General features: G+C 66.2%; 18 protein-coding genes. 7 read left to right on the top strand and 11 right to left on the bottom strand.

All coding sequences use genetic code 11. From position 1 onward, the window contains the following. Nucleotides 1-44: 44 nt before the first annotated feature. The 3 genes from KK141_RS02890 to KK141_RS02880 form a co-directional block, all read right to left on the bottom strand. Nucleotides 45-1,412, bottom strand: coding sequence for a glutamate--cysteine ligase (locus KK141_RS02890; RefSeq protein WP_214570869.1), 1,368 nt, complete (start codon nt 1,410-1,412; stop codon nt 45-47). A 218-nt stretch (nt 1,413-1,630) separates the two neighbouring features. Beyond that, nucleotides 1,631-2,965: a sensor histidine kinase gene (locus tag KK141_RS02885; RefSeq protein WP_214587334.1), complete on the bottom strand. Its 1,335-nt coding sequence runs from the start codon at nt 2,963-2,965 to the stop codon at nt 1,631-1,633. A gap of 67 nt (nt 2,966-3,032) precedes the next feature. After that, nucleotides 3,033-3,698, bottom strand: coding sequence for a response regulator (locus KK141_RS02880; protein ID WP_214570867.1), 666 nt, complete (start codon nt 3,696-3,698; stop codon nt 3,033-3,035). A gap of 385 nt (nt 3,699-4,083) precedes the next feature. Here KK141_RS02880 and KK141_RS02875 point away from each other — a divergent pair, with 385 nt between their 5' ends. Beyond that, nucleotides 4,084-5,691 carry an FAD-binding protein gene (locus KK141_RS02875; RefSeq protein WP_214570866.1) on the top strand — a complete coding sequence of 536 codons (1,608 nt, stop codon included), beginning with the start codon at nt 4,084-4,086 and terminating at the stop codon, nt 5,689-5,691. 71 nt (nt 5,692-5,762) lie between these two features. On the opposite strand, the gene KK141_RS02870 is transcribed toward KK141_RS02875, so the two are convergent. From KK141_RS02870 to KK141_RS02860, 3 genes are all read right to left on the bottom strand, one after another. Then, nucleotides 5,763-7,136 (bottom strand): gluconate:H+ symporter, encoded by a 1,374-nt coding sequence (locus KK141_RS02870; protein WP_250901495.1) that lies wholly within the window; start codon nt 7,134-7,136, stop codon nt 5,763-5,765. 190 nt (nt 7,137-7,326) lie between these two features. Further along, nucleotides 7,327-7,728, bottom strand: a complete 402-nt coding sequence (locus KK141_RS02865) for a RidA family protein (protein ID WP_214570865.1) — start codon at nt 7,726-7,728, stop codon at nt 7,327-7,329. A gap of 33 nt (nt 7,729-7,761) precedes the next feature. Further along, nucleotides 7,762-9,240: a D-aminoacylase gene (locus tag KK141_RS02860; RefSeq protein ID WP_214570864.1), complete on the bottom strand. Its 1,479-nt coding sequence runs from the start codon at nt 9,238-9,240 to the stop codon at nt 7,762-7,764. Between the two features lie 225 nt (nt 9,241-9,465). On the opposite strand from KK141_RS02860, the gene KK141_RS02855 reads away from it, so the two are divergent. Together KK141_RS02855 and KK141_RS02850 are read left to right on the top strand one after the other, a co-directional pair. Then, a complete protein-coding gene (locus KK141_RS02855) occupies nt 9,466-10,716 on the top strand; it encodes an amino acid deaminase (RefSeq protein ID WP_214570863.1) in 1,251 nt (416 codons plus the stop codon). Between the two features lie 19 nt (nt 10,717-10,735). Then, nucleotides 10,736-11,665 (top strand): sugar kinase, encoded by a 930-nt coding sequence (locus KK141_RS02850; protein ID WP_214570862.1) that lies wholly within the window; start codon nt 10,736-10,738, stop codon nt 11,663-11,665. Between the two features lie 60 nt (nt 11,666-11,725). Here the strand turns inward: KK141_RS02850 and motB are convergent, their stop codons facing one another. Both motB and motA read right to left on the bottom strand, forming a co-directional pair. Next, complete coding sequence (gene motB, locus KK141_RS02845; RefSeq protein WP_214570861.1) at nt 11,726-12,718, bottom strand: flagellar motor protein MotB; 993 nt, start codon at nt 12,716-12,718, stop codon at nt 11,726-11,728. Next, the gene (gene motA / locus KK141_RS02840) at nt 12,715-13,584 is read right to left on the bottom strand and encodes a flagellar motor stator protein MotA (protein WP_214570860.1); all 870 of its coding nucleotides are present in this window, start codon (nt 13,582-13,584) and stop codon (nt 12,715-12,717) included. Before motA ends, motB begins: the two co-directional genes overlap by 4 nt. 715 nt (nt 13,585-14,299) lie before the next feature. On the opposite strand from motA, the gene KK141_RS02835 reads away from it, so the two are divergent. Further along, nucleotides 14,300-14,602, top strand: a complete 303-nt coding sequence (locus tag KK141_RS02835) for a hypothetical protein (RefSeq protein WP_214570859.1) — start codon at nt 14,300-14,302, stop codon at nt 14,600-14,602. 103 nt (nt 14,603-14,705) lie between these two features. Here KK141_RS02835 and KK141_RS02830 read toward each other — a convergent pair whose 3' ends face one another. Beyond that, on the bottom strand, nt 14,706-15,386 hold the full coding sequence (locus tag KK141_RS02830; protein ID WP_214570858.1) for an outer membrane beta-barrel protein: 681 nt from the start codon (nt 15,384-15,386) through the stop codon (nt 14,706-14,708). Between the two features lie 232 nt (nt 15,387-15,618). Between KK141_RS02830 and KK141_RS02825 the strand changes: the two genes are divergently transcribed. Next, a complete protein-coding gene (locus KK141_RS02825; protein WP_214570857.1) occupies nt 15,619-16,887 on the top strand; it encodes an N-acetylmuramidase domain-containing protein in 1,269 nt (422 codons plus the stop codon). A gap of 59 nt (nt 16,888-16,946) precedes the next feature. Here the strand turns inward: KK141_RS02825 and KK141_RS02820 are convergent, their stop codons facing one another. Continuing rightward, on the bottom strand, nt 16,947-17,582 hold the full coding sequence (locus KK141_RS02820) for a YceI family protein (protein ID WP_214570856.1): 636 nt from the start codon (nt 17,580-17,582) through the stop codon (nt 16,947-16,949). 218 nt (nt 17,583-17,800) lie between these two features. Here KK141_RS02820 and KK141_RS02815 point away from each other — a divergent pair, with 218 nt between their 5' ends. Beyond that, entirely contained in the window at nt 17,801-18,739 is a 939-nt protein-coding gene (locus KK141_RS02815; RefSeq protein WP_345777573.1) for a winged helix-turn-helix domain-containing protein, read from the top strand. 12 nt (nt 18,740-18,751) lie between these two features. Next, on the top strand, nt 18,752-18,928 hold the full coding sequence (locus KK141_RS02810) for a hypothetical protein (protein WP_214570855.1): 177 nt from the start codon (nt 18,752-18,754) through the stop codon (nt 18,926-18,928). Nucleotides 18,929-18,930: 2 nt separating this feature from the next. On the opposite strand, the gene KK141_RS02805 is transcribed toward KK141_RS02810, so the two are convergent. Further along, the gene (locus KK141_RS02805; RefSeq protein WP_345777572.1) at nt 18,931-20,442 is read right to left on the bottom strand and encodes an MFS transporter; all 1,512 of its coding nucleotides are present in this window, start codon (nt 20,440-20,442) and stop codon (nt 18,931-18,933) included. Nucleotides 20,443-20,472: the final 30 nt, after the last annotated feature.

Below are 20,472 nucleotides of genomic sequence, written 5' to 3'. Positions count from 1 at the left end.
GGTGGATGCCGCGCCTCGCCGATGTCGCCGCCGTGCAGGGCAGCTCAGTAGGCGAATTCGCGGAACACCGGATCCACGCTGCCGTTCCACGCCCCGTTGAACAGCTCGAGCTTGCGCTCGGCCGGCGTCTGGTTCGCTTCGACGATCTCCAGCAGCGGCTCCAGGAAGATGCTCTCGTCGGCGCCGTTGCGGTTGAGGCGGGCGCGGCGCTTGAGGCCGTGCGCGGCGATCTTCAGTGTCTCGGCCGCCAGCTCGCGCACCGAATGGCCGCGGAACGGCAGCTTCAGCGCCTGCTTCGGCACGCCGTCGCGCAGGGCGTGGCGTTCCTCGCGGCTGAAATCCTTGACCAGATCCCAGGCCGCGCTCAGCGCCTCGTCGTCGTACAGCAGGCCTACCCACAGCGCCGGCAGCGCGCACAGGCGGTTCCACGGGCCACCGTCGGCGCCGCGCATTTCCAGGTACTGCTTCAGGCGCACTTCCGGGAAGGCGGTGGTGAGATGGTCGGCCCAGTCCTTCATGGTGGCGTGCGTGCCGGGCAGGGCCGGCAGTTCGCCGCGCAGGAAGCGCTTGAAGTCCTGGCCGGCCAGGTCGATGTAGCGGCCGTCCTGGTAGCTGAAGTACATCGGCACGTCGAGGATGTAGTCGACGTAGCGTTCGTAGCCGAAGCCGTCCTCGAACACGAAATCCAGCATGCCGGTGCGGTGCGGGTCGGTATCCGTCCACACGTGCGAGCGGTACGAGAGATACCCGTTCGGACGGCCGTCGGTGAACGGCGAATCGGCGAACAGCGCGGTGGCGATCGGCTGCAGCGCGAGGCTGGTGCGGAACTTGCGCACCATGTCGGCTTCGGTTTCGAAGTCGAGATTGACCTGCACGGTGCAGGTGCGCGTCATCATGTCCAGGCCGAGCGAGCCGACCTTGGGCATGTATTCGCGCATGATCTTGTAGCGGCCCTTGGGCATCCACGGCATCTCATCGCGGCGCCACTTCGGCTGGAAGCCCATGCCGAGGAAGCCGATGCCGAGGTCGTCGGCGATCGAGCGCACTTCGTTCAAGTGCGTATTCACTTCGCAACAGGTCTGGTGGATGTTCTCCAGCGGCGCACCGGAGAGCTCCAGCTGGCCGGCCGGCTCCAGGGTCACCGAGGCCTTGTCGCGCGACAGCGCCACCGGCGTGTCGCCTTCGCGCGCGATGTCCCAGCCGTAGCGTTCGGCCAGGCGCTCCAGCAGCACGCGGATGCCGCGCTCGCCTTCGAAGGTGGGCGGGCGCAGGTCGTCGGTGAGGAAGCCGAATTTCTCGTGCTCGGTGCCGATGCGCCAGGCTTCGCGCGGCTTCTCGCCGGCGGCGAGGTAGTCGACCAGCTGCTGGCGGTCGCCAATGGGCGTGCTCTTGACGGCACTGGGTATGGACACGATCGGCTCCTTCGCGGGAATCGCAGCACTGTGGGGGTGATCGGGCGATTTTCAAAGTGCCGCATTACATAAAGCCCCTCTCCCCTTGGGAGAGGGGTTGGGGTGAGGGTGCGGGCGGAGCGCAAGAGTGATGTGCACCGCTCCGGCCGGACCCTCATCCGGCTGCCGCCACCTTCTCCCGGAGGGAGAAGGATCCAAGCATGAGTACTGAGTCGTGCTCAGCCGCCCGGCGACGGCCGCCCGGCATCCGGTGCGCGAACCGGGAAATCGATGCGCATGCGGGCGCCGCGCCCGCAGCGGCCGTCGAGGATGCTGAAGCTGGCGCCATGGGCGCGGGCCGATTCCTCGACGATGGCCAGGCCCAGGCCGCAGCTGTCGCCGTCGCTGCTGGGGCCGCGGTAGAAGCGTTCCTTCACCTTTTCGCGGTCGGCCGGCGGGATGCCGCTGCCGGTGTCGTCCACTTCCAGGAACGGCCGCCCGCCCTCCACGCCGCAGCGCAGGGTGACGTGGCCGCCGGCCGGTGTGTGGCGGATGGCGTTGTCGACCAGGTTGATCAGCAGCTCGTGCAGCACCCAGTACACGCCGGCCACGCGCGCCGGCTGGCAGTCGGCGCCCAGGTCGATGTCGTGCGCCAGGGCGCGGTCCAGCGAGGCGCTGACCACCTGGGTGATCAGCTTGCTCAGGTCCACCGGCAGAAAGCGGCTGGAGCCGTGCGCCGAGGGTTCGGCGCGGGCCAGCGCCAGCAGCTGGTTGGCGGTATGCGCCAGCCGGTCAACGCCGCCGTGCAGCAGGGCGATGCGTTCGTGCAGCGGCGTGCCGGCGGTGTCGCGCGCCAGCACTTCGAGCTGGGCCTTCACTCCGGTGAGCGGCGTGCGCAGCTGGTGCGCGGCATTGGCGAGGAAATGCTGCTGCGACAGCGCGGAGTCGCGCACCGTGCCCAGCAGCGCATTGAGCGATTCGACCAGCGGCAGCACTTCGCTGGGCACGTTGTCGGTGGGCAGGGCGGTGAAGTTGTGCGAGGGGCGGTTGGCGATCTGGTCGCGCAGCCGCTGCAGCGGGCGCAGCGCCACGCTGATGCCGAACAGGGCGATGCCGAACACCAGCAGCATCTGGATGCTGTCGTTGACGCCGAAGGACAGATCCATCCGCTGCACCGCCATGTCGCGGCGCAGCGGCGTCTCGCCGACGGTAATGACCAGCGGCTCGCCGCCTTCGATCACGCGATAGCTCACCAGCCGCAACTGCAGGCCCTGGTAGCGCGTGTCGGCGTAGGCGAATTCGTCGTCCTTCTCGGCCGGCACGATCGGCAGGTCTTCGGAGCCGGCGTAGGTCGAGCCCTGCGCATTGCTGACGCGATAGAAGAAACGTTCTTCCGGCAGCGCGCGCAGCGGCGGCGGCGGATGGTCCGGCAGCATGATGTCGAACTGGCCGCCGGGCTGGCGGTGGATCTGCGCGGCGATCGCCAGCACGGCGCGCGCCAGCGAGCGGTCGAACGAGGCGTAGATCGGCGACACGATCGAGTGATGGTCGATCGCCACGCCGACCACCAGCATCACCGTCAGCGGGGCCAGCAGATAGCCCAGCAGACGGCGGCGGACGCTGGGGCGCCGCGGTTTGATGTCAGCCGTCCTCGAGCCGGTAGCCGAGGCCGCGGATGCCGCGGATCGAGGCCGAGTCGCCCAGCTTGCTGCGCAGGCGCGACACGTGCACTTCGATGGCGTTGCCGGAGATGTCCTCGCTCCAGCCGGCGATGGCCTGGGTCAGGCGCTCCTTGCTCACCACCTTGCCGCTGTGGTGCGCCAGGCATTCGAGGATGGACCATTCGCGGCGGGTCAGTTCCAGCGCCTCGCCGGCGGCATTGATGGCGCGGCGGCCGGCCAGGTCGATGCGCAGGCCGCCGACGGTAAGCTCGTTGGCGCTGGCGGCGCTGGCCCGGCGGATCAGGGCGCGGCAGCGCGCGGCCAGTTCCGGCAGGGCGAAGGGCTTCACCAGGTAGTCGTCGGCGCCCAGGTCCAGCGTGCTGACGCGGTCGTCCAGGCCGTCGCGCGCGGTGACGATCAGCAGCGGCAGGCCCTGGCCGGAGCGGCGCAGGCGGCGCACCAGGCTCAGGCCGTCCTCGCCGGGCAGCCCTAAGTCGATGATGGCCATGTCGTAGTGGGCGCTGTCCATCATCCCGGAGACCGGTTCGGCGGTGCCCACGTGGTCGACCACATAGCCCTCGCCGGTGAGGCCACGGACGATGCCATCGGCCACCAGCGGATCGTCTTCGACTAGCAATATGCGCATAAGAGGCACGGTGAACGGAGTGCCCGGCATGCTAGCAGGCCCATGCCCGCGGGAAACAGCCGGTACCGGCTAAGAAAAAACTAAGGTCGCCGGGGGCTGGCGCTTCGAATACGCCGCCATCACGCCTAAGGGTTTTCCGCGGCGCAGGTTTCGATCGATCAAGCCGCCAATTTCGTACAAATACTGGATGCGCGGGATGCGCTCCGAATCTCCCGCCCAAACCACGCCGTTCCCACGGGGCCTCGGCAAAGATGATCGCCACGGAGACGCCCGCAGCGCGGCCCGGGACGGGCGATCGACCTTTCCGGCACAACGGCTGCCACTCCGTGTTCCCCCAGCTTCGACACCGAAGCGCCATGGATCATCAATCAGGCGAGGGTTTGCCATGTCATACATTTCGATTGGAAAAGAAGATTCCCGCTACGAAACCCTGAAGAAGGGCTTCAACCAGCGCTGGCCGTCCCCCGGCCAGGACGCCGGCGCGATCTACGTCTGCCGCACCGTGGAAGATGCCGAACGCGCCCTGCAGAACGCCGTGAACCAGGGGCTGCGCCCCACCGTCCGCAGCGGCGGGCATTGCTACGAAGGATTCGTATCCAACAATTCCGGCGGCGTCATCATCGACATCGGCCAGCTGACCGAGCTGAGCGTCGACGACAGTACCTACCGCGTCGGCGCCGGCACGCAGAACTGGGACGGCTACGTCAACCTGTTCAAGCTCACCGGCAGCCTGCCGCCGGGCGGCTCGTGCTATTCGGTCGGCGTGGGCGGCCATGTGGTGGCCGGCGGCTACGGGCTGATGTCGCGCATGCACGGCCTGACCGTGGACTGGCTCAAGGCGGTGGAGCTGCTGACCGTGGGCAAGAACGGGGCGGTCGAGCGCCGCCTGGTCGACGCCACCAACGATCCGGATCTGTTCAAGCTCTGCCGCGGCGGTGGCGGCGGCAACGCCGGCATCATCACCAGCTATCACTTCGACCCGCTGCCCAAGGCGCCCGCCAAGGTGGCGCTGCTGGTGAAGCAGTATCCGTGGTCGCAGTTCGCGAACGACAAGCCCAGGTTCAAGGCCTTCCTGCAGGCCTATGCCAACTACATGAAGCGGGCCGACGGCGATCCCCGCACCTATGGCCTGTTCACCTTGTTCAAGCTGACGCATATCAGCGCAGGAAACATCGGCCTGGTGGTGCAGTACACGGACCAGAACGGACAGCTGGAAGATACCCAGCCGCTGCTCGATCTGATCAAGGCGATGGATTCGGTGGCCGAAGGCGCGCCGCACACCGCTTACATGCCGGGCACGGGGCCGCTTCCTTTTGCGCGGCATCCTGTCTCGCGGCAGGCAGCGGGCGAACTACCGGAAGGCTCCATCGTGTACGACTGGCTGTATGCGACGCAGACAGTCAACGGTTCGGGCAACAACCAGCGCGGCAAGTACAAGTCCTCGTACATGAAGGACGTCTTTACCGACCACGAGATCGACGCGCTCTTCAAGTACCTGGTGCAGGAGGGCGACGGCGACTTCTCGCAGTCGCTGGTGCAGGTCGATTCCTACGGCGGCGCCATCAATCGCAAGTCCTCGGGGAACAACGGCTTCGATCCGGCCGCGAATCGGACCGCGGTGTTCCAGCGCAACTCGATCATGAAGCTGCAGTACCAGACCTACTGGACGGACAGCGCCAACGACGAGAAGCACATCCAGTGGCTGCGCGACTTTTACTACGAAGTGCATCGCTTCGACGGCTATAACGGCACGCCGTATCCGAAGTCGCTGGCCTTGCCGGCATCGCGCTACGAGGGCTGCTATATCGGTTATCCGGACATCGACATGCTGGCCGGCGAAGACCCGTCCAAGCCTTACTACAACTGGGGCGAACTCTATTACGGGGCGCTGTACAAGGAGCTGGTCGCCACCAAGAACAAATACGACCCAGGCCGGATCTTTCGCTTCTCGATGTCGCTGGGGGCCACGCCGCCGCCGGTCCACCGCAGCTGACGATCGAGGCCGCGTCGGCATGCCATGAGGTCGATCCGGGAGCATTCGCGCTCCCGGATCGTTCAAGCCCATCAGCCGACGATCGTGGCCAGGCCCAGGGTAAGCAGCAGCGCGATGATCGAGATCAGCGTTTCCAGCACGGTCCAGGTCTTGAGCGTCTGCGTCACCGTCATGTTGAAGTACTGCTTCACGATCCAGAAGCCGCCATCGTTGACGTGCGACAGGATCAGCGAGCCGGCGCCCGTGGCCAGCACCATCAGTTCCGGATGCACCGCCTTGCTCGCCGCCGCGGCGATCGGCGCGACGATGCCGCAGGCCGTGCCCATGGCGACCGTCGCCGAGCCGGTGGCGATGCGCAGCAGGGCGGCGATCAGCCAGCCCAGCAGCAGCGGGGAGATCTGCGAGGACTGCGTCGCGGCGATGATGGCGTGGGAAACGCCGGAATCCAGCAGGATGCGGCCGAAGCCGCCGCCCGCGCCCACCACCAGGATGACGGTGGCCGTCGGCGCCAGGCAGTCGTTGGTGAAGCCGAGGATGGTTTCGCGGCTGAAGCCCCGGCGTTTGCCGAAGGTGTAGAAGCTCAGCAGCACCGCGACCAGCAAGGCCACCACCGGATTGCCGAGAAAGGCGAGCAGCTGGTTGGCGCCGCTGCCCGGCGTGGTCAGCAGGTCCGCCCAGGTGCCGACCAGCATCAGCAGCACCGGCAGCAGCAGCGTGGTCAGCGCGATGCCGAAGCTGGGCAGTTGGCGCGCGCCGTCCATCTCGACGAATTCCTTCTCCAGCGGATTGTCGCCTTCGACGACGACGTAGCGCGTGATCCAGCGGGCATACAGAGGCCCGGCGATAATCGCCGCGGGCAGACCTACCAGTACCGCATAGAGGATGGTCTTGCCGATGTCCGCCTTGTACGCGGTGACCGCCAGCAAGGCCGCGGGATGCGGCGGCACCAGCCCATGCACCACCGAAAGGCCGGCCGCCATCGACAGGCCGATCAGCAGCAGCGGCAGGCCGGCGCGCCGGGCGATATGGAAGGCCACCGGGATCAGCAGCACGAAGCCGACGTCGAAGAACACCGGCAGGCCGACGATAAAGGCCACGAACATCATGGCCCAGTGCGCGCGCCGCTCGCCGAACGCGGCGATCAGCGTATGCGCGATGCGTTCGGTACCGCCGGACTCGGCCATCATCTTGCCGAGCATGGTGCCCAGCGCAATCAGCAGCGCGATATGGCCCAGCGTATTGCCGGCGCCGGTCTCGAATGCCTTGACGATGCCCTTCATCGGCATGCCGACCGCTACGCCCAGGCCGAGCGACACGGCCAGCAGGGCGACGAAGGGATTGAGCTTGAGCGCCGCGATCAGATAGATCAGGACGGCCACGGCCAGCGTTGCCGCCAGCAGCAAGGCGTCGCCTTGCAACAGAAAGTTGGTTTGTATGGGATTCATTGCCTCACCGGTGCGCGATGGATACGGGACACCGGCTCAACATGCCTTACAAAACGCTCCAATCGGTTGGCAATCGGCGTTGCGCGCGTTGTTTTCAGCAGACTCCTATGGATGTGGATTGCGATGTTGCGAAAGCTCCTACCTGCAGGTCTGAAACCTCAGGTGCGAACGCTTAGATTCCGCATGTCGATCACACCGCCTGCGGTTTCTTGTAGGCCACGCAGTCGACCTCGACCTTGCAGTCCACCACCATGCTCGACACCACGCAGGCGCGCGCCGGCGGGTGCGCGCCGAAGTACTGCTTGAACACGCGGTTGAACGAAGGAAAGTCGCGCGGGTCGTCCAGCCACACGCCGCAGCGCACGACGTGTTCGGTGCCGTAGCCGGCTTCTTCGAGAATGGCGATCAGGTTGCGGATGGTCTGGTGCGACTGCTCGATGATGCCGCCGTGGATCACCTCGCCATCCACCATCGGTGTCTGCCCCGATACGAACAGCCAGCCGTCGGCCCCCGCGGCGCGCGCAAAGGGCAGATGCTGGCCGCCGGTGCCGGAGCCGCCTTCGACGCCGAATCGAACGATGGGATCGGTCATGCTTGAGTCCTCAGGTGTTGGAGTTGACGAAAATCAGACAGCCGCGGCTGCGGTATGCGCAGCCGCCTGCCGGGGAAGGTAGCGCCCCGCGCGCTGCGGCAAGGCACGGCCCTGGCGATAGGACAGCACGCCATTCACCCATACCGCCTCGATCCCTGCCGCCTGCTGCCGCGGCTGGTCGAAGGTGGCGGTATCGCGCACCGTGGCGGGATCGAACAGCACCAGGTCGGCCCAGTAACCCGGGCGGACGAAACCGCGTCCGGCCAGGCCGAAGCGTTCCGCGGACTGCCCGGTCATCTTGCGCACGGCGGTGGCCAGGTCGAACAGGCCGCGTTCGCGGCTGTAGTAGCCCAGCACGCGCGGAAAGGCGCCCCACAGGCGCGGATGCGGATGCACGTCGTGCGGCAGGCCGTCGGAGCCGATGGTGGTGGCGGGGTGCGCCAGGATGTTCGAGACGTCCGCATCGGACATGTTGTGATAGACGGCATTCGCCGGTTGCAGGCGCCGCGCGGTCTCCAGCAGATCCATGCCCCAGAGCTCGGCGACCTGCCTGAGCGTATGCCCGGCCATCTCCGGATGCGGTACGGAAGCGGTGATGTCGATCTCGAACTCGTCGGTGACCTGTTTCAGGTCGAGCGTGGACGAGCTGGCGATATACGGATAAGCATCGCAGCCGACCGCATGATCGCGCTGCGCCGCGTCGATGGCGCCCAGCACCTCACCAGCGCGCCCCCAGTTGGCGGCGCCGGCGCATTTCAGATGCGAAATCACCACCGGCGCCTGCGCATACCGGCCGATGCGGCAGGCTTCGTCGATGGCGCCGAGGATGCCGGCGAACTCGGTGCGCAGATGCGTCGCGTAGATCGCGCCGGCTGCCGCCAGCGGCTCGGCCAGCGCCATCACTTCGTCGGTGGTGGCGGCAAACGCATTGCCGTAGGCCAGTCCGGTGGACAGGCCCAGCGCGCCATGGCGCAGCGCCTCGCGCAGCTGGCGCTGCATGGCGTCGATTTCCGGCGGCGTGGCGCAGCGGTCCAGCCGGTCCATATGGTTCTGGCGCAGCGAGGTATGGCCGACCAGGGCCGCGACATTCACCGCCGGCTGCGCGCGTTCGATGGCTTCGACGTAGGCGGCGAAGGTCGGATAGGTAAACGCCTCCGCCGGACCGAGCAGGTTCATCGGATCCGGCGGATCGCCATCCAGGCTGACCGGCGCCGCGCTGATGCCGCAGTTGCCGACCACCACCGTGGTCACGCCCTGCGACAGCTTGGGCAGCATCTGCGGTTCGCGGATCAGCTGCAGGTCGTCGTGCGTGTGCACGTCGATAAAGCCGGGGGCGAGCGTCAGGCCCGCACCGTCGATTTCATCGATGCCGCGCCAGCGGCTGACCAGCGCGTGGCCGATCTCGGCGATGCGGCCGTCTTCGATGGCGACGTCGAACAAAGTGTCGTCCATGTCGGCGCCGCTGCCATCGACGATGCGGACGCGGCGGATAAGAGTGTGAAAGTGCTGCATGGCGATCCTCGGTCGGTAGGAAGTGTCTGGGCCGGCGGGCCAGTGATAGCTAGTCGCGATGGAAATATCTGACGGTTAATTCTGAAAATTGGATCGGTGCGATGGCGCCGGCGTTCGCATGCGTTCAAGATCAATGACCGTTCGCCTATGATCAATTTTTTCCGTGACATCCCCCGGTATTTAGGACAATTCCCTATGCCCGATCGAAAGTCGCAGAGCGGCCTGATGGCTGCGACCGTCCATCCGCTCGACAAAGGCATCGGCGCGCTCGACGCGCCCTGTGCGCCGGAAGACATCGCCGCGCGCGGCTGGAATCTGTTCAAGGAAGACCTGAGCCTGCCCGCTGCGGTGCTGTCGCAGCCGCGGCTCGAACACAATCTCGCGTGGATGCAGCGCTTCGCCGCCGAATACGGCGCGCAGCTCGCGCCGCACGGCAAGACCACCATGGCGCCACGCCTGTTCGCGCGCCAGCTCGACGCCGGCGCCTGGGGCATCACGCTGGCGACGGCGCAGCAGGTGCGCGCCGCGTATGCGCATGGCGTGCGCCGCGTGCTGATGGCCAACCAGCTGGTGGGGCGGCGCAATATGGCGATCGTTGGCGAGCTGCTGGCCGATCCGTCGTTCGAATTCTTCTGCCTGGTCGACAGCGCCGAGCAGGTGCGGCAGCTCGCTGCGTTCTTCGGCGCGGCCGGACAGAGCATCCAGGTGCTGATCGAGCTCGGCGTGCAGGGCGGACGCACCGGTGTGCGCGACGAGGCGCAATGGCAGGCGGTGCTGGAGGCGCTGGCGCAGGCACAGGGCGCATTGAAGCTCGCCGGCGTCGAAGTCTACGAGGGTGTGCTGAAGGACGAGGCGGTGATCCGTGCCTTCCTGCAGCGCGGGGTCGAGGCAGTGCACGCACTGGCGCGGGCCGGACGCTTGCAGCGCATGCCGGCCGTGCTGAGCGGTGCCGGATCGGCCTGGTACGACGTGGTGGCCGAAGAGTTCGCCAAGGCCGAGATCGGCATGCCGCTGGACGTGGTGCTGCGCCCGGGTTGCTATCTCACCCACGATGTCGGTGCCTACCGCACCGCGCAGACACGCATCCAGGCCAGCAATCCCATTGCGCAGCGCATGCAGTCCAGCCTGCTGCCCGCCCTGCAGGTATGGGCGTATGTGCAATCCGTGCCGGAGCCGGAGCTGGCCATCGTCGCGCTGGGCAAGCGCGATGCCGCGTTCGACGCGGGCTTCCCGCTGCCGGCCGCGCACTACAGGCCCGGCGCCTCCGCACCTGCTGCCGCGCCGGAGCACTGGGCGATCACCGGCATGATGGATCAGCACGCCTATCTGAAGATCGAAGCCGGCGACGACCTTCGTGTCGGCGACATGCTCGCCTTCGATATCTCCCACCCCTGCCTGACCTTCGACAAGTGGCGGCAGATTCCCGTGATCGACGATGCCGGCCGGGTGGTCGACATCGTGCAGACCTATTTCTAAGACGGCAGGACGAACAGCAATGACGCAGATCCTGGCCTTCGGCGAGCCACTCGCCGAATTCAACCAGACCCGGCCGGACAGCGCCGAATGGCAGCTCGGCTACGGCGGCGACACCTCCAACTTCTGCATCGCCGCCGCGCGGCAAGGCGCCGAAGCAGGCTATATCGGTGCCGTCGGCGAGGACCGTTTCGGCGATGGCCTGCGCCAGCTATGGGAAGCGGAGCAGGTCGAGCACACCCATGTGCTGACCGACGAGCAGGCGCCGACCGGCGTGTACTTCGTGTCGCACGATGCATCGGGGCACCATTTCGATTACCTGCGCGCGGGTTCCGCCGCCAGCCGCTATACGCCGGACCGGCTGCCACGCCGCGCCATCGCCTCGGCGCGCGCCCTGCACCTGTCGGGCATCAGCCTGGCGATCAGCCAGAGCGCCTGCGATGCCGGCCTGGCGGCGATGGAAGAAGCGCGCGCGGCTGGCGTCATGGTCTCGTTCGACACCAACCTGCGCTTGCGCCTGTGGCCGCTGGCGCGGGCCCGCGCCGTCATGCGCGAAGCCCTGCGGATGTGCGAGGTCTGCCTGCCGAGCTGGGACGACATCACCGCCTTGCTGGACTGCGACGACCGCGACTTCATCGTCGACACGCTGCTGGGCTACGGCGTCGAGCTGATTGCTCTGAAGATGGGCGCGCAAGGCTGCTATGTCGCCTCCTTGCATCAGCGCACCCTGGTGCCGGCGCACGTCGTCGATGCGGTCGACGCCACCGGCGCGGGCGATTGCTTCGGCGGCGCCTTCGTCGCGCGGCTGGTGGCGGGCGACGATGCCGTGGCCGCGGCGCGCTATGCCAACGTCGCCGCGGCGCTGTCGACCACCGGCTATGGCGCCATCGCTTCCATTCCGCACGCGGCGGCGGTGTACGGCGCGCTGGAGAAGTACGCCTGCGCCTCATGAGCGCAGGCCAGGCTCGGCAAGCATCGCGCCGCGGGCGTCATCCAGTGCAACCGGCGCGGCTCACCGCGCCGGTTGCACATGGGGTATCGCGATCGCCACCGTCGGTGCCGGCACGATAGGCGCGACATCCGGCAAGGTTGCGCCGGCCGTGGCGGCCACCGCCGGCCCGGCCTCCTGCGACAGCGAGGACGCCTCCGCCTGCTTGTTCATCACGATGATGCTGATGCGCCGGTTGACCGGATCGGCCGGATTGCTGCGGTCGAACGGCACCGAGGCGGCCAGGCCTACCACGCGGGCGATCTTGTCTTCGGTCAGGCCGCCGGCGAGCAGGGCGCGGCGTGCGGCATTGGCGCGGTCGGCCGACAGTTCCCAATTGCTGTAGCGGTGATCGCTGTTGTACGGCGCGTCGTCGGTATGCCCGGACAGGCTGATCCGGTTCGGCACGCGATCGATAAAGCCCGCCAGTTCCTCAAGAATCGTCGTGGTGTAAGGCCGCAGCTGCGCGCTGCCCATGTCGAACATGGGGCGGTTCTGCTTGTCGACGATCTGGATGCGCAAGCCTTCGGGCGTGATGTCCAGCAGCAGCTGGTCCTTGAACGGCGCCAGGGCCTGGCTGTTCTGGATCGCCGCCTGCAATTGCTGCATCAGGTCTTCCAGCCGCGCACGCTCCTGCCGCCGCGCTTCTCTCTCGATCTCCTTCGGATCGATGCTGGCCGCCGCGCCGCCCTGGGCTTTGCCGCCTGGAGCGCGCGCCAGATCCTTCGCACCGCCGAGCTTGATCATGCTGGTGCTGGCGCCACCCGGCCCCGTTTGACCGGGCGGCGCCATGGTGGCGGTGCCCTGCGTCATGCTGGGATTCTTGAAGTACTCGGAAATCGCCGCGCGCTGCTCGCGCGTACCCGCACCGATCAGCCACATCACCAGGAAGAACGCCATCATCGCCGTGACAAAGTCGGCGTAGGCCACCTTCCAGGCGCCGCCATGATGGCCGCCATGGCCGCGCCGCTTCACCCGCCGCACCACGATGGGCGGCAGCTGGCCCTGCTCGCTCATGCCGTGGCCTTGGCGCGCGGCGCCTTGAGGTGATCTTCCAGGTCCTGGAAGCCCGGGCGGGTGTTGGTGGAAAGCGACTTGCGCGCGAACTCCACCGCCACCTTCGGGTTGTAGCCGCGCAGATTGGCCAGCAGCGCGATCTTCACGCACTCGAACGCCTTGCCGTCTTCCTGCACCCGGTTCTCCATCGCGGCACCGAGCGGACCGACAAAGCCGTAGCACAGCAGGATGCCGAGAAAGGTGCCGACCAGCGCGCCGGCGATATGCATGCCGATGCGCGAGGTATCGCCGTCGAGCTGGGACATGGTAGTGACGATGCCGAGCACGGCCGCCACGATGCCGAAGCCCGGCAGGGCGTCGGCCAGCTTGGTCACCGCCAGCGCGGGCGCCACCGCCTCGTGGTGATGGGCTTCGAGCTCCACCTCCAGCAACTGCTCCAGCTCGTGCGGATTCATGCTGCCACCCACCATCAGGCGCAGGCAGTCGGTGGTGAACTCGATCAGGTGATGCTCGCGCAGCAGGCGCGGGTGGGCCGAGAACAGCGGGCTGGACTGCGGATCCTCCACGTGCTGCTCCAGGCTGAGCAGCCCTTCCTTGCGCATCAGGCTGAACAGGTCGTAGAGCATCGCCAGCAGGTCCACATAATCCTGCTTGTGATACTTCGGCCCTTTCAGCAGCCCCAGCGCATCGCGCGCCGCCGCCTTCACCACCTTGGACGGATTCGCCGACAGAAACGCACCCAGCGCGCCGCCACCGATGATCAGCAACTCATACGGCTGCCACAGCGCAAGCATCTGCCCATGCGACAACACAAAACCGCCAAGCACGCATCCAAGCACCACGACGGCGCCGATCAGGACCAGCATATTCACTCCGGGGAACGGAGCCTCTTGCTCCGTGTCCGGGTCTTATCGGCGTGGGGGTGGGAAAGTTGAGTCGATAGTGCCGTGGTGTGTGCGGCCAGCTCCGCGACGTGTGCCTTCTGCGCTAGAGTCGCGCCCGACCCGCCGCTTTCACTTTGGTGAAGCCATGGCTGGCTTGTCCGCAGGGAGCAGGGAGCGCGATGGATAACAAGGCACGGACTTTGGAATCGAAGCTGCGGCGGATTCGGATGTGGCGGCGTATTTCGTTCCTCCTTCTCATCGGGTGGATGCCATGGGGGATTTCCGTGATGAGTCTGGTGGACTCATCGTCAATCCAGACTCAGGCTATCTTTGGCTACATGCTTGTCTGTGGACTCTTCACGGGTATCGCCGTACTCAGTTCATGCCCTCGATGCGGGAATCTGTTCTTCCTCAAGGTCTTTTCGAACGCATTCTTTTCCAGCGAATGCATCCATTGCGGGCAGGCGTTCCCTGACGATTAGGCTGGTATGTCGACGCAACCAGGCGAGAACGCGCTGAGGGATCGAGCGGGCAAGGAGTAGGCATTACTTTCCCGCTCGGCCTGATTCGACAAGCTCGCCGATGTGCGCGGCGCTGATGGCCATTGTTCCACCGAAGAAGATTGAGACGGACGGTCAATCGTCTCCGTCTACAGCCCCCTAGACTCCGCCCATTCCAATCGCACAGGGGGAGATCCATGGCCGACAAGCTGAGTTACGACCAGGCGCTGTATCAGACCAGCGCTCTTTTGGGGTGGAACGACCAGGTGGGCCGCGGACCCCAGATCGTGCGGCAGGGCGGCATGACTATTGCCGACGTGGCGTTCCCAGTGATGGTAAAGCTGCACACGAGGGACAGCGATATCGGCGCCTCGTGGGACCCGATGGACGGAGACAGGCAATTGCGTGCGCGCGATCGCCTGGTGGACACGCTGAAGATGATGCGGCTGCAGCCCGGGATGTCCTGCATGATCGATCCCTCGATGTGGAAAACCGATTGACCGGACAAAGCCAGGGGGAAGGACGGGGAAGCGAGGGAGGCATGGATGCCTCCATTTCCCTGCCCGCATGGCGGTGGAGGCATCCCTGCCTCGCGCGCAAGGATCAAAGCATCTTGCGGAAACCCAGATAGACGTTGTGTTCGCGCAGATGCCCCTTCAGCTGTTCGTCGCGGGCATGGGCGCGGTTGTCGAACAGATTGGGGTTCGTCGAAATGCGCCCCAGGTCGACATGGCGATAGCCCAGTTCCAGATGCATGCCCTCCGCGATGCGCAGATCCGCGCCGATGCCCGCGGCATAGGCGGCGCGTAGGTTCCGGTGGCTTTCGAATGCGCGCTCGGGGCGCGTCTGCCAGCCGGACGCCGTCGTCACCGCCACGCCCGCACCGAGCATGCCGTAGAGCGACAGGTTCCGCGTCAGGGGCCAGCTCGCGTAGCCATTGAGCATGAGCCGCTGCGTACGGGTGTACAGCACGTTGTCGTTGGCGGTGAACGGCGCCCAGCGTCCGACGTAGCGCGCGTCCGAAGGCAAGGTGTATTCCAGCTCGATGCGCAACGGCGACTGGTATTGATAGCCCAGGCCGAGCGAGCCATTGAGCGAACGAGTCGACTTCGGATCCTGCGTGCGATGGGTGACGCGGGGGCTGGTGAGGGTCATGTCCGAGAGTTGCCGATCGACATCGAACAGCTTGATGGTTCCGTAAAGCCCCTGCGCGCGGGGAGCGGCCGTAGCGGTCGCTGTAACGGCTGCTGTCAGCAGCAGACTGGAGATGATGCGTTTCCTCATGCGTTACCTCACTGTTAAAGGTGAGGACAACGTAGAGAACGGCCCGTCATGGCCCCTACTCGAATAATCCAGCGATCGGCGCCGTTCCGGCCTGTGGCATGGGAAGCCATCCGAAAAGTCGGCGGCTGCCTTTTCGACGACGCAGAACTAGGGAACACCCTAGTAATACTGCCCGGGGAGTAGTCCTACATTCGGCCTTATCGCGCATGGCCTCCGGCAGGGAGCGACTCCGATGACTTCGACCAGCGGCGTAGGCGGCAGCGACTCGCAGAACAATGCGCAATCGCTCGGCAATCAGGCAGCGAATCCCAATGGCAGCACGCCGCAGGCGGATGCCGTCGCGGGCACCACGCTGAGCATTCCCGCGGCGACGGTGGGCCTGGATTTCAGCCATACCGTGGCACCCGGCGAAACGGTGGACGCGCTGGCCGCGCGCTACAACGTCGACGCCAATGCCATTCGCGCGGCCAACCCGGATCTGCTGCAGCCGGCGGGCGGGAGTTTCGATTTCACCTCGGCGGTGCCCGAACTCCAGGATGCGGTCAAGGACGTGCAGCCATGGGCCGGCGTCAGCCTCACCGTTCCCGCAGCCAACCCTCGCATGGTGATGGAACACACGGTGATGCCGGGCGAGATGATCGAATCGATCGCCAAGGATTACGACGTCAAAGCCACCGACCTGCGCCAGGCCAATCTCACGGCGCTGGCCTTGCAGAGCATGCTCACGGCGCCGCCGTCGATCGAATCCGGACCGGGCAAGCTCGGCCTGATCGATACCTCCAAGCTCACCGGCGTGCAGCTCACCGTGGCGCAGACCTATAACAAATACGGCGCCGCCATCGAAGGGCTGGCGGACGAAGCCGGGATCAAGGTCAAGGACGTGCTCGGCATCATCACGCAGGAAACGGGCGGCGCGATCGATCCGAATGCGCGCATGACGATCCGTTTCGAGGCGCACAAATTCGACCAGGCGATCGATCCTTCCTTGCAGCCGGAATTCGATCTGCACTTCCAGTACAACCAGGCGCAGGGGCTGGGCTACAAAGGGCAGAAGTTCAATGCCACGGGCGATCCGGACGATTGGCACGCACTGCATCCGACCGGCACCGCCAAGGACCAGGACATCAACTGGTCGGCGTTCCATTACGCCTATGGCATGAACCCCGAGGCCGCCGCTTCTTCGATCTCGATGGGGCCTGGCCAGGTGATGGGCTTCAATCATTCCACCGTGGGCTATGCCACCGCGGATGCGATGTACCAGTCGCTGAAGGACAGCGCCTATAACCAGTTCGCCTCGATGACCGATTTTATCGGCGCCCATGCGTCGATGAAGAAAGACCTCAACGACGGCGATTACGATGCCTTCGCCAAGGCCTATAACGGCGGCATTGTCGGCTACGGCGACCACGTAAAGAGCTATGCGGACGCGTTCGACACCATTACCGCCGGCATGCAGCCGACGGGTGCGCCGGCCACTACGGGGCCCGTTGCCGCGCCGTAAATAGAACGGCCAACGCCGCTGGAGGCAGCCAGCCGCGCCGGCTGCCTCCAGTGCGCTGATTACTTCTTCGCCGCCTTGGCCGCCGCTTCCTCTTCCGCATCCGCCTTCAGATACGCCGCATACCCCTTCGCTTCATCCGCCTGCGTGGTGATATGCAGCGTCACCTCGTCGCTGACCTGCGGCACGAACTTGCCCAGGCCGAAGTCGGAGCGCTTGAGCGTCGCCATCGCCTCGAAGCCCACCGCCGGCAGTTTCAGCCGCGCGTTCTCGCCCACCTTGTTGATGGTGACATCCAGCGTTACCGGCTTGGTGATGCCGTGCACGGTGAGGTTGCCCGTCACCTTGAGCTGGTTGGCCATGGCGGTGGTCTCGACCTTGGTGCTCTTGAAGGTGGCGGTGGGGAAGCGGGCCAGGTCGAAGAAAGCGGGGGAGCGCAGGTTCTCGTCCAGGTCGGGGATGCCGCTGCTCAGGTTGGCCAGGGGAATGGTGACCATCACCGAGGCCATGCGCGGCTTGGCGGGGTTGAACTCCAGCGTGCCCTCGACCCGGGTGAACTGCGCCGTAGGGTTGGCGAAGTCCAGGTGGCTCCAGCGGATGGTACCCATGGAATGGTTCGGTTCCAGCGTATAAGTGGCCGCCCACAGCGGGCAGGCGGCGAGGGCGAGCGCAAGGGCGAAGGCGGTACGGCGGATCATGGGCAGGGCTCCAGGGCTGAGGTCGGCGCGGGGCCGATCGTGGGTCTCCAGCACGCATCGGCGTGCCTCGGCACCATCGCCGGCGGCCGTGCGGGAAGTCCTGAAAAGGCGTCTGAATTGGCCTGAAGACTTCTGAAGCAGGGCCGGGCCGCTTTCGGTTGTGGCCCGCAAACGTTGATGCGACTATCCGGCGGCTTTCCCCAAGGTGGCGATAAACAGTGAGTTACGTGCCCTCCGACCCCGAGCGCTCGACGCGCGGAACCCTGCGCATCGGCGACTGGATCGTCGACCCGATGGCCGACCAGTTGTCGCGCGACGGCAACGTGCTGCGCGTCGAAGCCCGCACCATGCGCCTGCTGCTGTGCCTGGCGGACCGCGCCGGCCAGGTGGTCAGCATCGACGAACTGCTCAACGAGGTATGGGCGGGGGTGATCGTCACGCCGGACTCGGTCTACCAGGCGGTGACTTCCTTGCGGCGCTTGCTGGGGGACGATCCCAAGCAGCCGGCGTATATCGCCACTGTGCCGCGGCGGGGGTATCGGCTGATTGCGGCGGTGCAGGCCTCGCCGGACAAGGCGGCCGCGTCCGTTGAAACGCCCGCGGCGAGCGCGGCTAAGCCAGAGCCGCTCAGGGTTCCGAGGCAGGGGCGAGGCGCGCTGGTCGGCTCAGCCCTGGCGCTCGCCGTGATCCTGTTGTCCTGCGGTGCCATCTCCGCCTACTGGCTGCTGCGCGACCATCCCGCCGCGCAGGCCGTACAGGCCGTCCGGGGCGCCCGCTCCATCGCCGTGCTGCCCTTCCTCGACCTCACCGACAAGATGAACGAGGAGCCGTTCGCCGACGGCATGACCGAGGAGCTGATCGACAAGCTCAGCAAGTTCCCCGGCATGCAGGTGTCCGCGCCGACCTCGTCGTTCTATTACAAGGACAAGCAGGTGCCGGTGTCCGATATCGCCAAGTCGCTCGGCGTCGCCTACGTGCTCGACGGCAGCGTGCGGAAGTCGGGCGATACCATGCGCGTGGCGGCGCGGCTGGTTCGCGCGGCGGACGGTTTCGTGGTGTGGTCGGCGACGTACGACCGGCCCTTGGGCGACAAGCTCAAGGTGCAGGATGAGATTGCCGGCGAAGCGGCGAAGGCGCTGACGCCGGCGATTCGATGAGGAGGGCGTTCCATGTCGGACAAGAGCACGGGCAGCCAGCGTAAGACCGTCGGCATCGGCCTCGCCGTGGGCATCGCCGTCGGCACCAGCCTGGGCGTGGCCCTGGGCAATCTGGCCGTTGGGATCGCCTTGGGCATCATCCTGGGCACGGCCATCGGCGTGTTCGGCGCCAAGCGCGGCTCGCGATAACGTCAGCTGCGATGGCCGGTGTCCGTCGCGCAACAGCCGATGGCGGCGGCTTTCTGCGGCTTCGAACCGAACGTCACGAAGCTCGCCGCCGCCAGCACCCACGCGCCGATGCCGCCATAGAGCATCACCCAATGGAAGCCCTGGACCAGCGCGTCATGCGCCGGCGCGCCGTAGGAGGACAGATTCCCGGCGGCGATCTGATTGGCGATATCGCGTAATGCCGATGCATCCATCGCATCCAGGCCCGCACGTTTCAGGTGCGCAAGTATCCCTTCGATCAGCAGGAACCCCATCAGCGCGATATTGATCGCCAGGGTGATCAGGCGCGCGCTCATATCGATGCCCGATGCCATGCCGGCCCGCGCCGTCGGCACCGAACCCGTCGTGGTATTGGACACCGGCGTATTGGTCATCCCCAAGCCGATGCCCGCCAGCACGCAGCCGATCAGCAAGGCCGGCAGCCCATGCAGCGGCATGACGAAGAAGCCCAGGCCGATGGTGAACAGGCCGGCGGGAATGACGGCGCGCGGCTGATAGCGCACGGTCAGTTTTTCGGCGAGCGGCGGAACCACCAAAGTCGGCAGCGTGTAGGCGAGCAAGGCCAGGCCCGAGGTGACGACGCCATAGCCCAGCACCGACTGGAAATAGATCGGCAGATAGATCATGAAAGGCCAGAAACTGAAATTCATGCCCATCGAGCCGTACAGCGCGCCGGAAAACGGGCGGATCCGGAAGACCGAGAAATCGAACATCGGATGCGCGTGGTTTTTCTCCACGTACAGGAACACGGCGAAGCTGGCGACCGCGCCGAACAGGGCGATCAGCACCAGCGGGTGATGCAGGCCAAGCGACGGCCCCTGCGTAATGAAATACGTCAGCCCGAATACCGCCAGCGACATCGACACGATGCCCGCCAGATCCAGATGCTTGGCTTCCGGATCGCGCGATTCGTCGACGCTCCATGCAATCAACGCCAGCGTGAGCACTGCCAGCGGCACCTGGATGAGAAACACCCAGGTCCAGTCCAGCCATACGGCAATCGCGCTGCCGATCATCGGCCCGAAGCCCAGCCCCACGCCGAAGATGATCCCCCACGCCGCAAACGCCCGGCTGCGCGCCGGCCCCTCCTGGAACTGGTGCGACAGCGCGGCGATCTGGCAGATCACCATGGCACCGCCGCTCATGCCCTGCAGGAAGCGGCCGGCGATCAGCACCGACGCATCGCGCGCCAGTCCGCAGGCCAGCGACGTGATGCCGAACGCCACCACGCTCAGCAGCAGCATGCGCTTGCGCCCGTAGCGGTCGGCCAGCGTGCCGGAGGCCATCAGCACGGTGGTGCAGGCGATGGTGTAGGCATTCATGATCCACTGCGCGCCGCTGAAGCCGGTGTGCAGCAGTTTTTCCACGGTCGGCAGTACGGCCGGCACGCTGGAGATTTCCAAGCCGAACATCAGGGCCGCGAGGCAGATCGCCACGGCGGCGACGGCGTTTCGATGGGTGGGAGAGGGCGCCACGGTGGACTCCGGTTCGAAAGGCAAACGCCG

The organism is Dyella sp. LX-66 (assembly GCF_018599165.1).
GTDB lineage: Bacteria > Pseudomonadota > Gammaproteobacteria > Xanthomonadales > Rhodanobacteraceae > Dyella_D > Dyella_D marensis.
The sequence above is the reverse complement of the archived record's forward strand: the minus strand, read 5'-3'. Positions and strand labels throughout refer to the sequence as shown.

Coding starts and splice junctions, on each gene's coding strand:
- KK141_RS02850 (WP_214570862.1), top strand. CDS start 10,736: ATGACGCAGATCCTGGCCTTCGGCGAGCCACTCGCCGAATTCAACCAG.
- KK141_RS02865 (WP_214570865.1), bottom strand. CDS start 7,728: ATGACCGATCCCATCGTTCGATTCGGCGTCGAAGGCGGCTCCGGCACC.
- KK141_RS02885 (WP_214587334.1), bottom strand. CDS start 2,965: ATGCTGGTGGTCGGCGTGGCGATCGACCATCACTCGATCGTGTCGCCG.
- KK141_RS02870 (WP_250901495.1), bottom strand. CDS start 7,136: ATGAATCCCATACAAACCAACTTTCTGTTGCAAGGCGACGCCTTGCTG.
- KK141_RS02880 (WP_214570867.1), bottom strand. CDS start 3,698: ATGCGCATATTGCTAGTCGAAGACGATCCGCTGGTGGCCGATGGCATC.
- motB (WP_214570861.1), bottom strand. CDS start 12,718: ATGAGCGAGCAGGGCCAGCTGCCGCCCATCGTGGTGCGGCGGGTGAAG.
- KK141_RS02825 (WP_214570857.1), top strand. CDS start 15,619: ATGACTTCGACCAGCGGCGTAGGCGGCAGCGACTCGCAGAACAATGCG.
- KK141_RS02830 (WP_214570858.1), bottom strand. CDS start 15,386: ATGAGGAAACGCATCATCTCCAGTCTGCTGCTGACAGCAGCCGTTACA.
- motA (WP_214570860.1), bottom strand. CDS start 13,584: ATGCTGGTCCTGATCGGCGCCGTCGTGGTGCTTGGATGCGTGCTTGGC.
- KK141_RS02875 (WP_214570866.1), top strand. CDS start 4,084: ATGTCATACATTTCGATTGGAAAAGAAGATTCCCGCTACGAAACCCTG.
- KK141_RS02810 (WP_214570855.1), top strand. CDS start 18,752: ATGTCGGACAAGAGCACGGGCAGCCAGCGTAAGACCGTCGGCATCGGC.
- KK141_RS02835 (WP_214570859.1), top strand. CDS start 14,300: ATGGCCGACAAGCTGAGTTACGACCAGGCGCTGTATCAGACCAGCGCT.
- KK141_RS02820 (WP_214570856.1), bottom strand. CDS start 17,582: ATGATCCGCCGTACCGCCTTCGCCCTTGCGCTCGCCCTCGCCGCCTGC.
- KK141_RS02855 (WP_214570863.1), top strand. CDS start 9,466: ATGGCTGCGACCGTCCATCCGCTCGACAAAGGCATCGGCGCGCTCGAC.
- KK141_RS02860 (WP_214570864.1), bottom strand. CDS start 9,240: ATGCAGCACTTTCACACTCTTATCCGCCGCGTCCGCATCGTCGATGGC.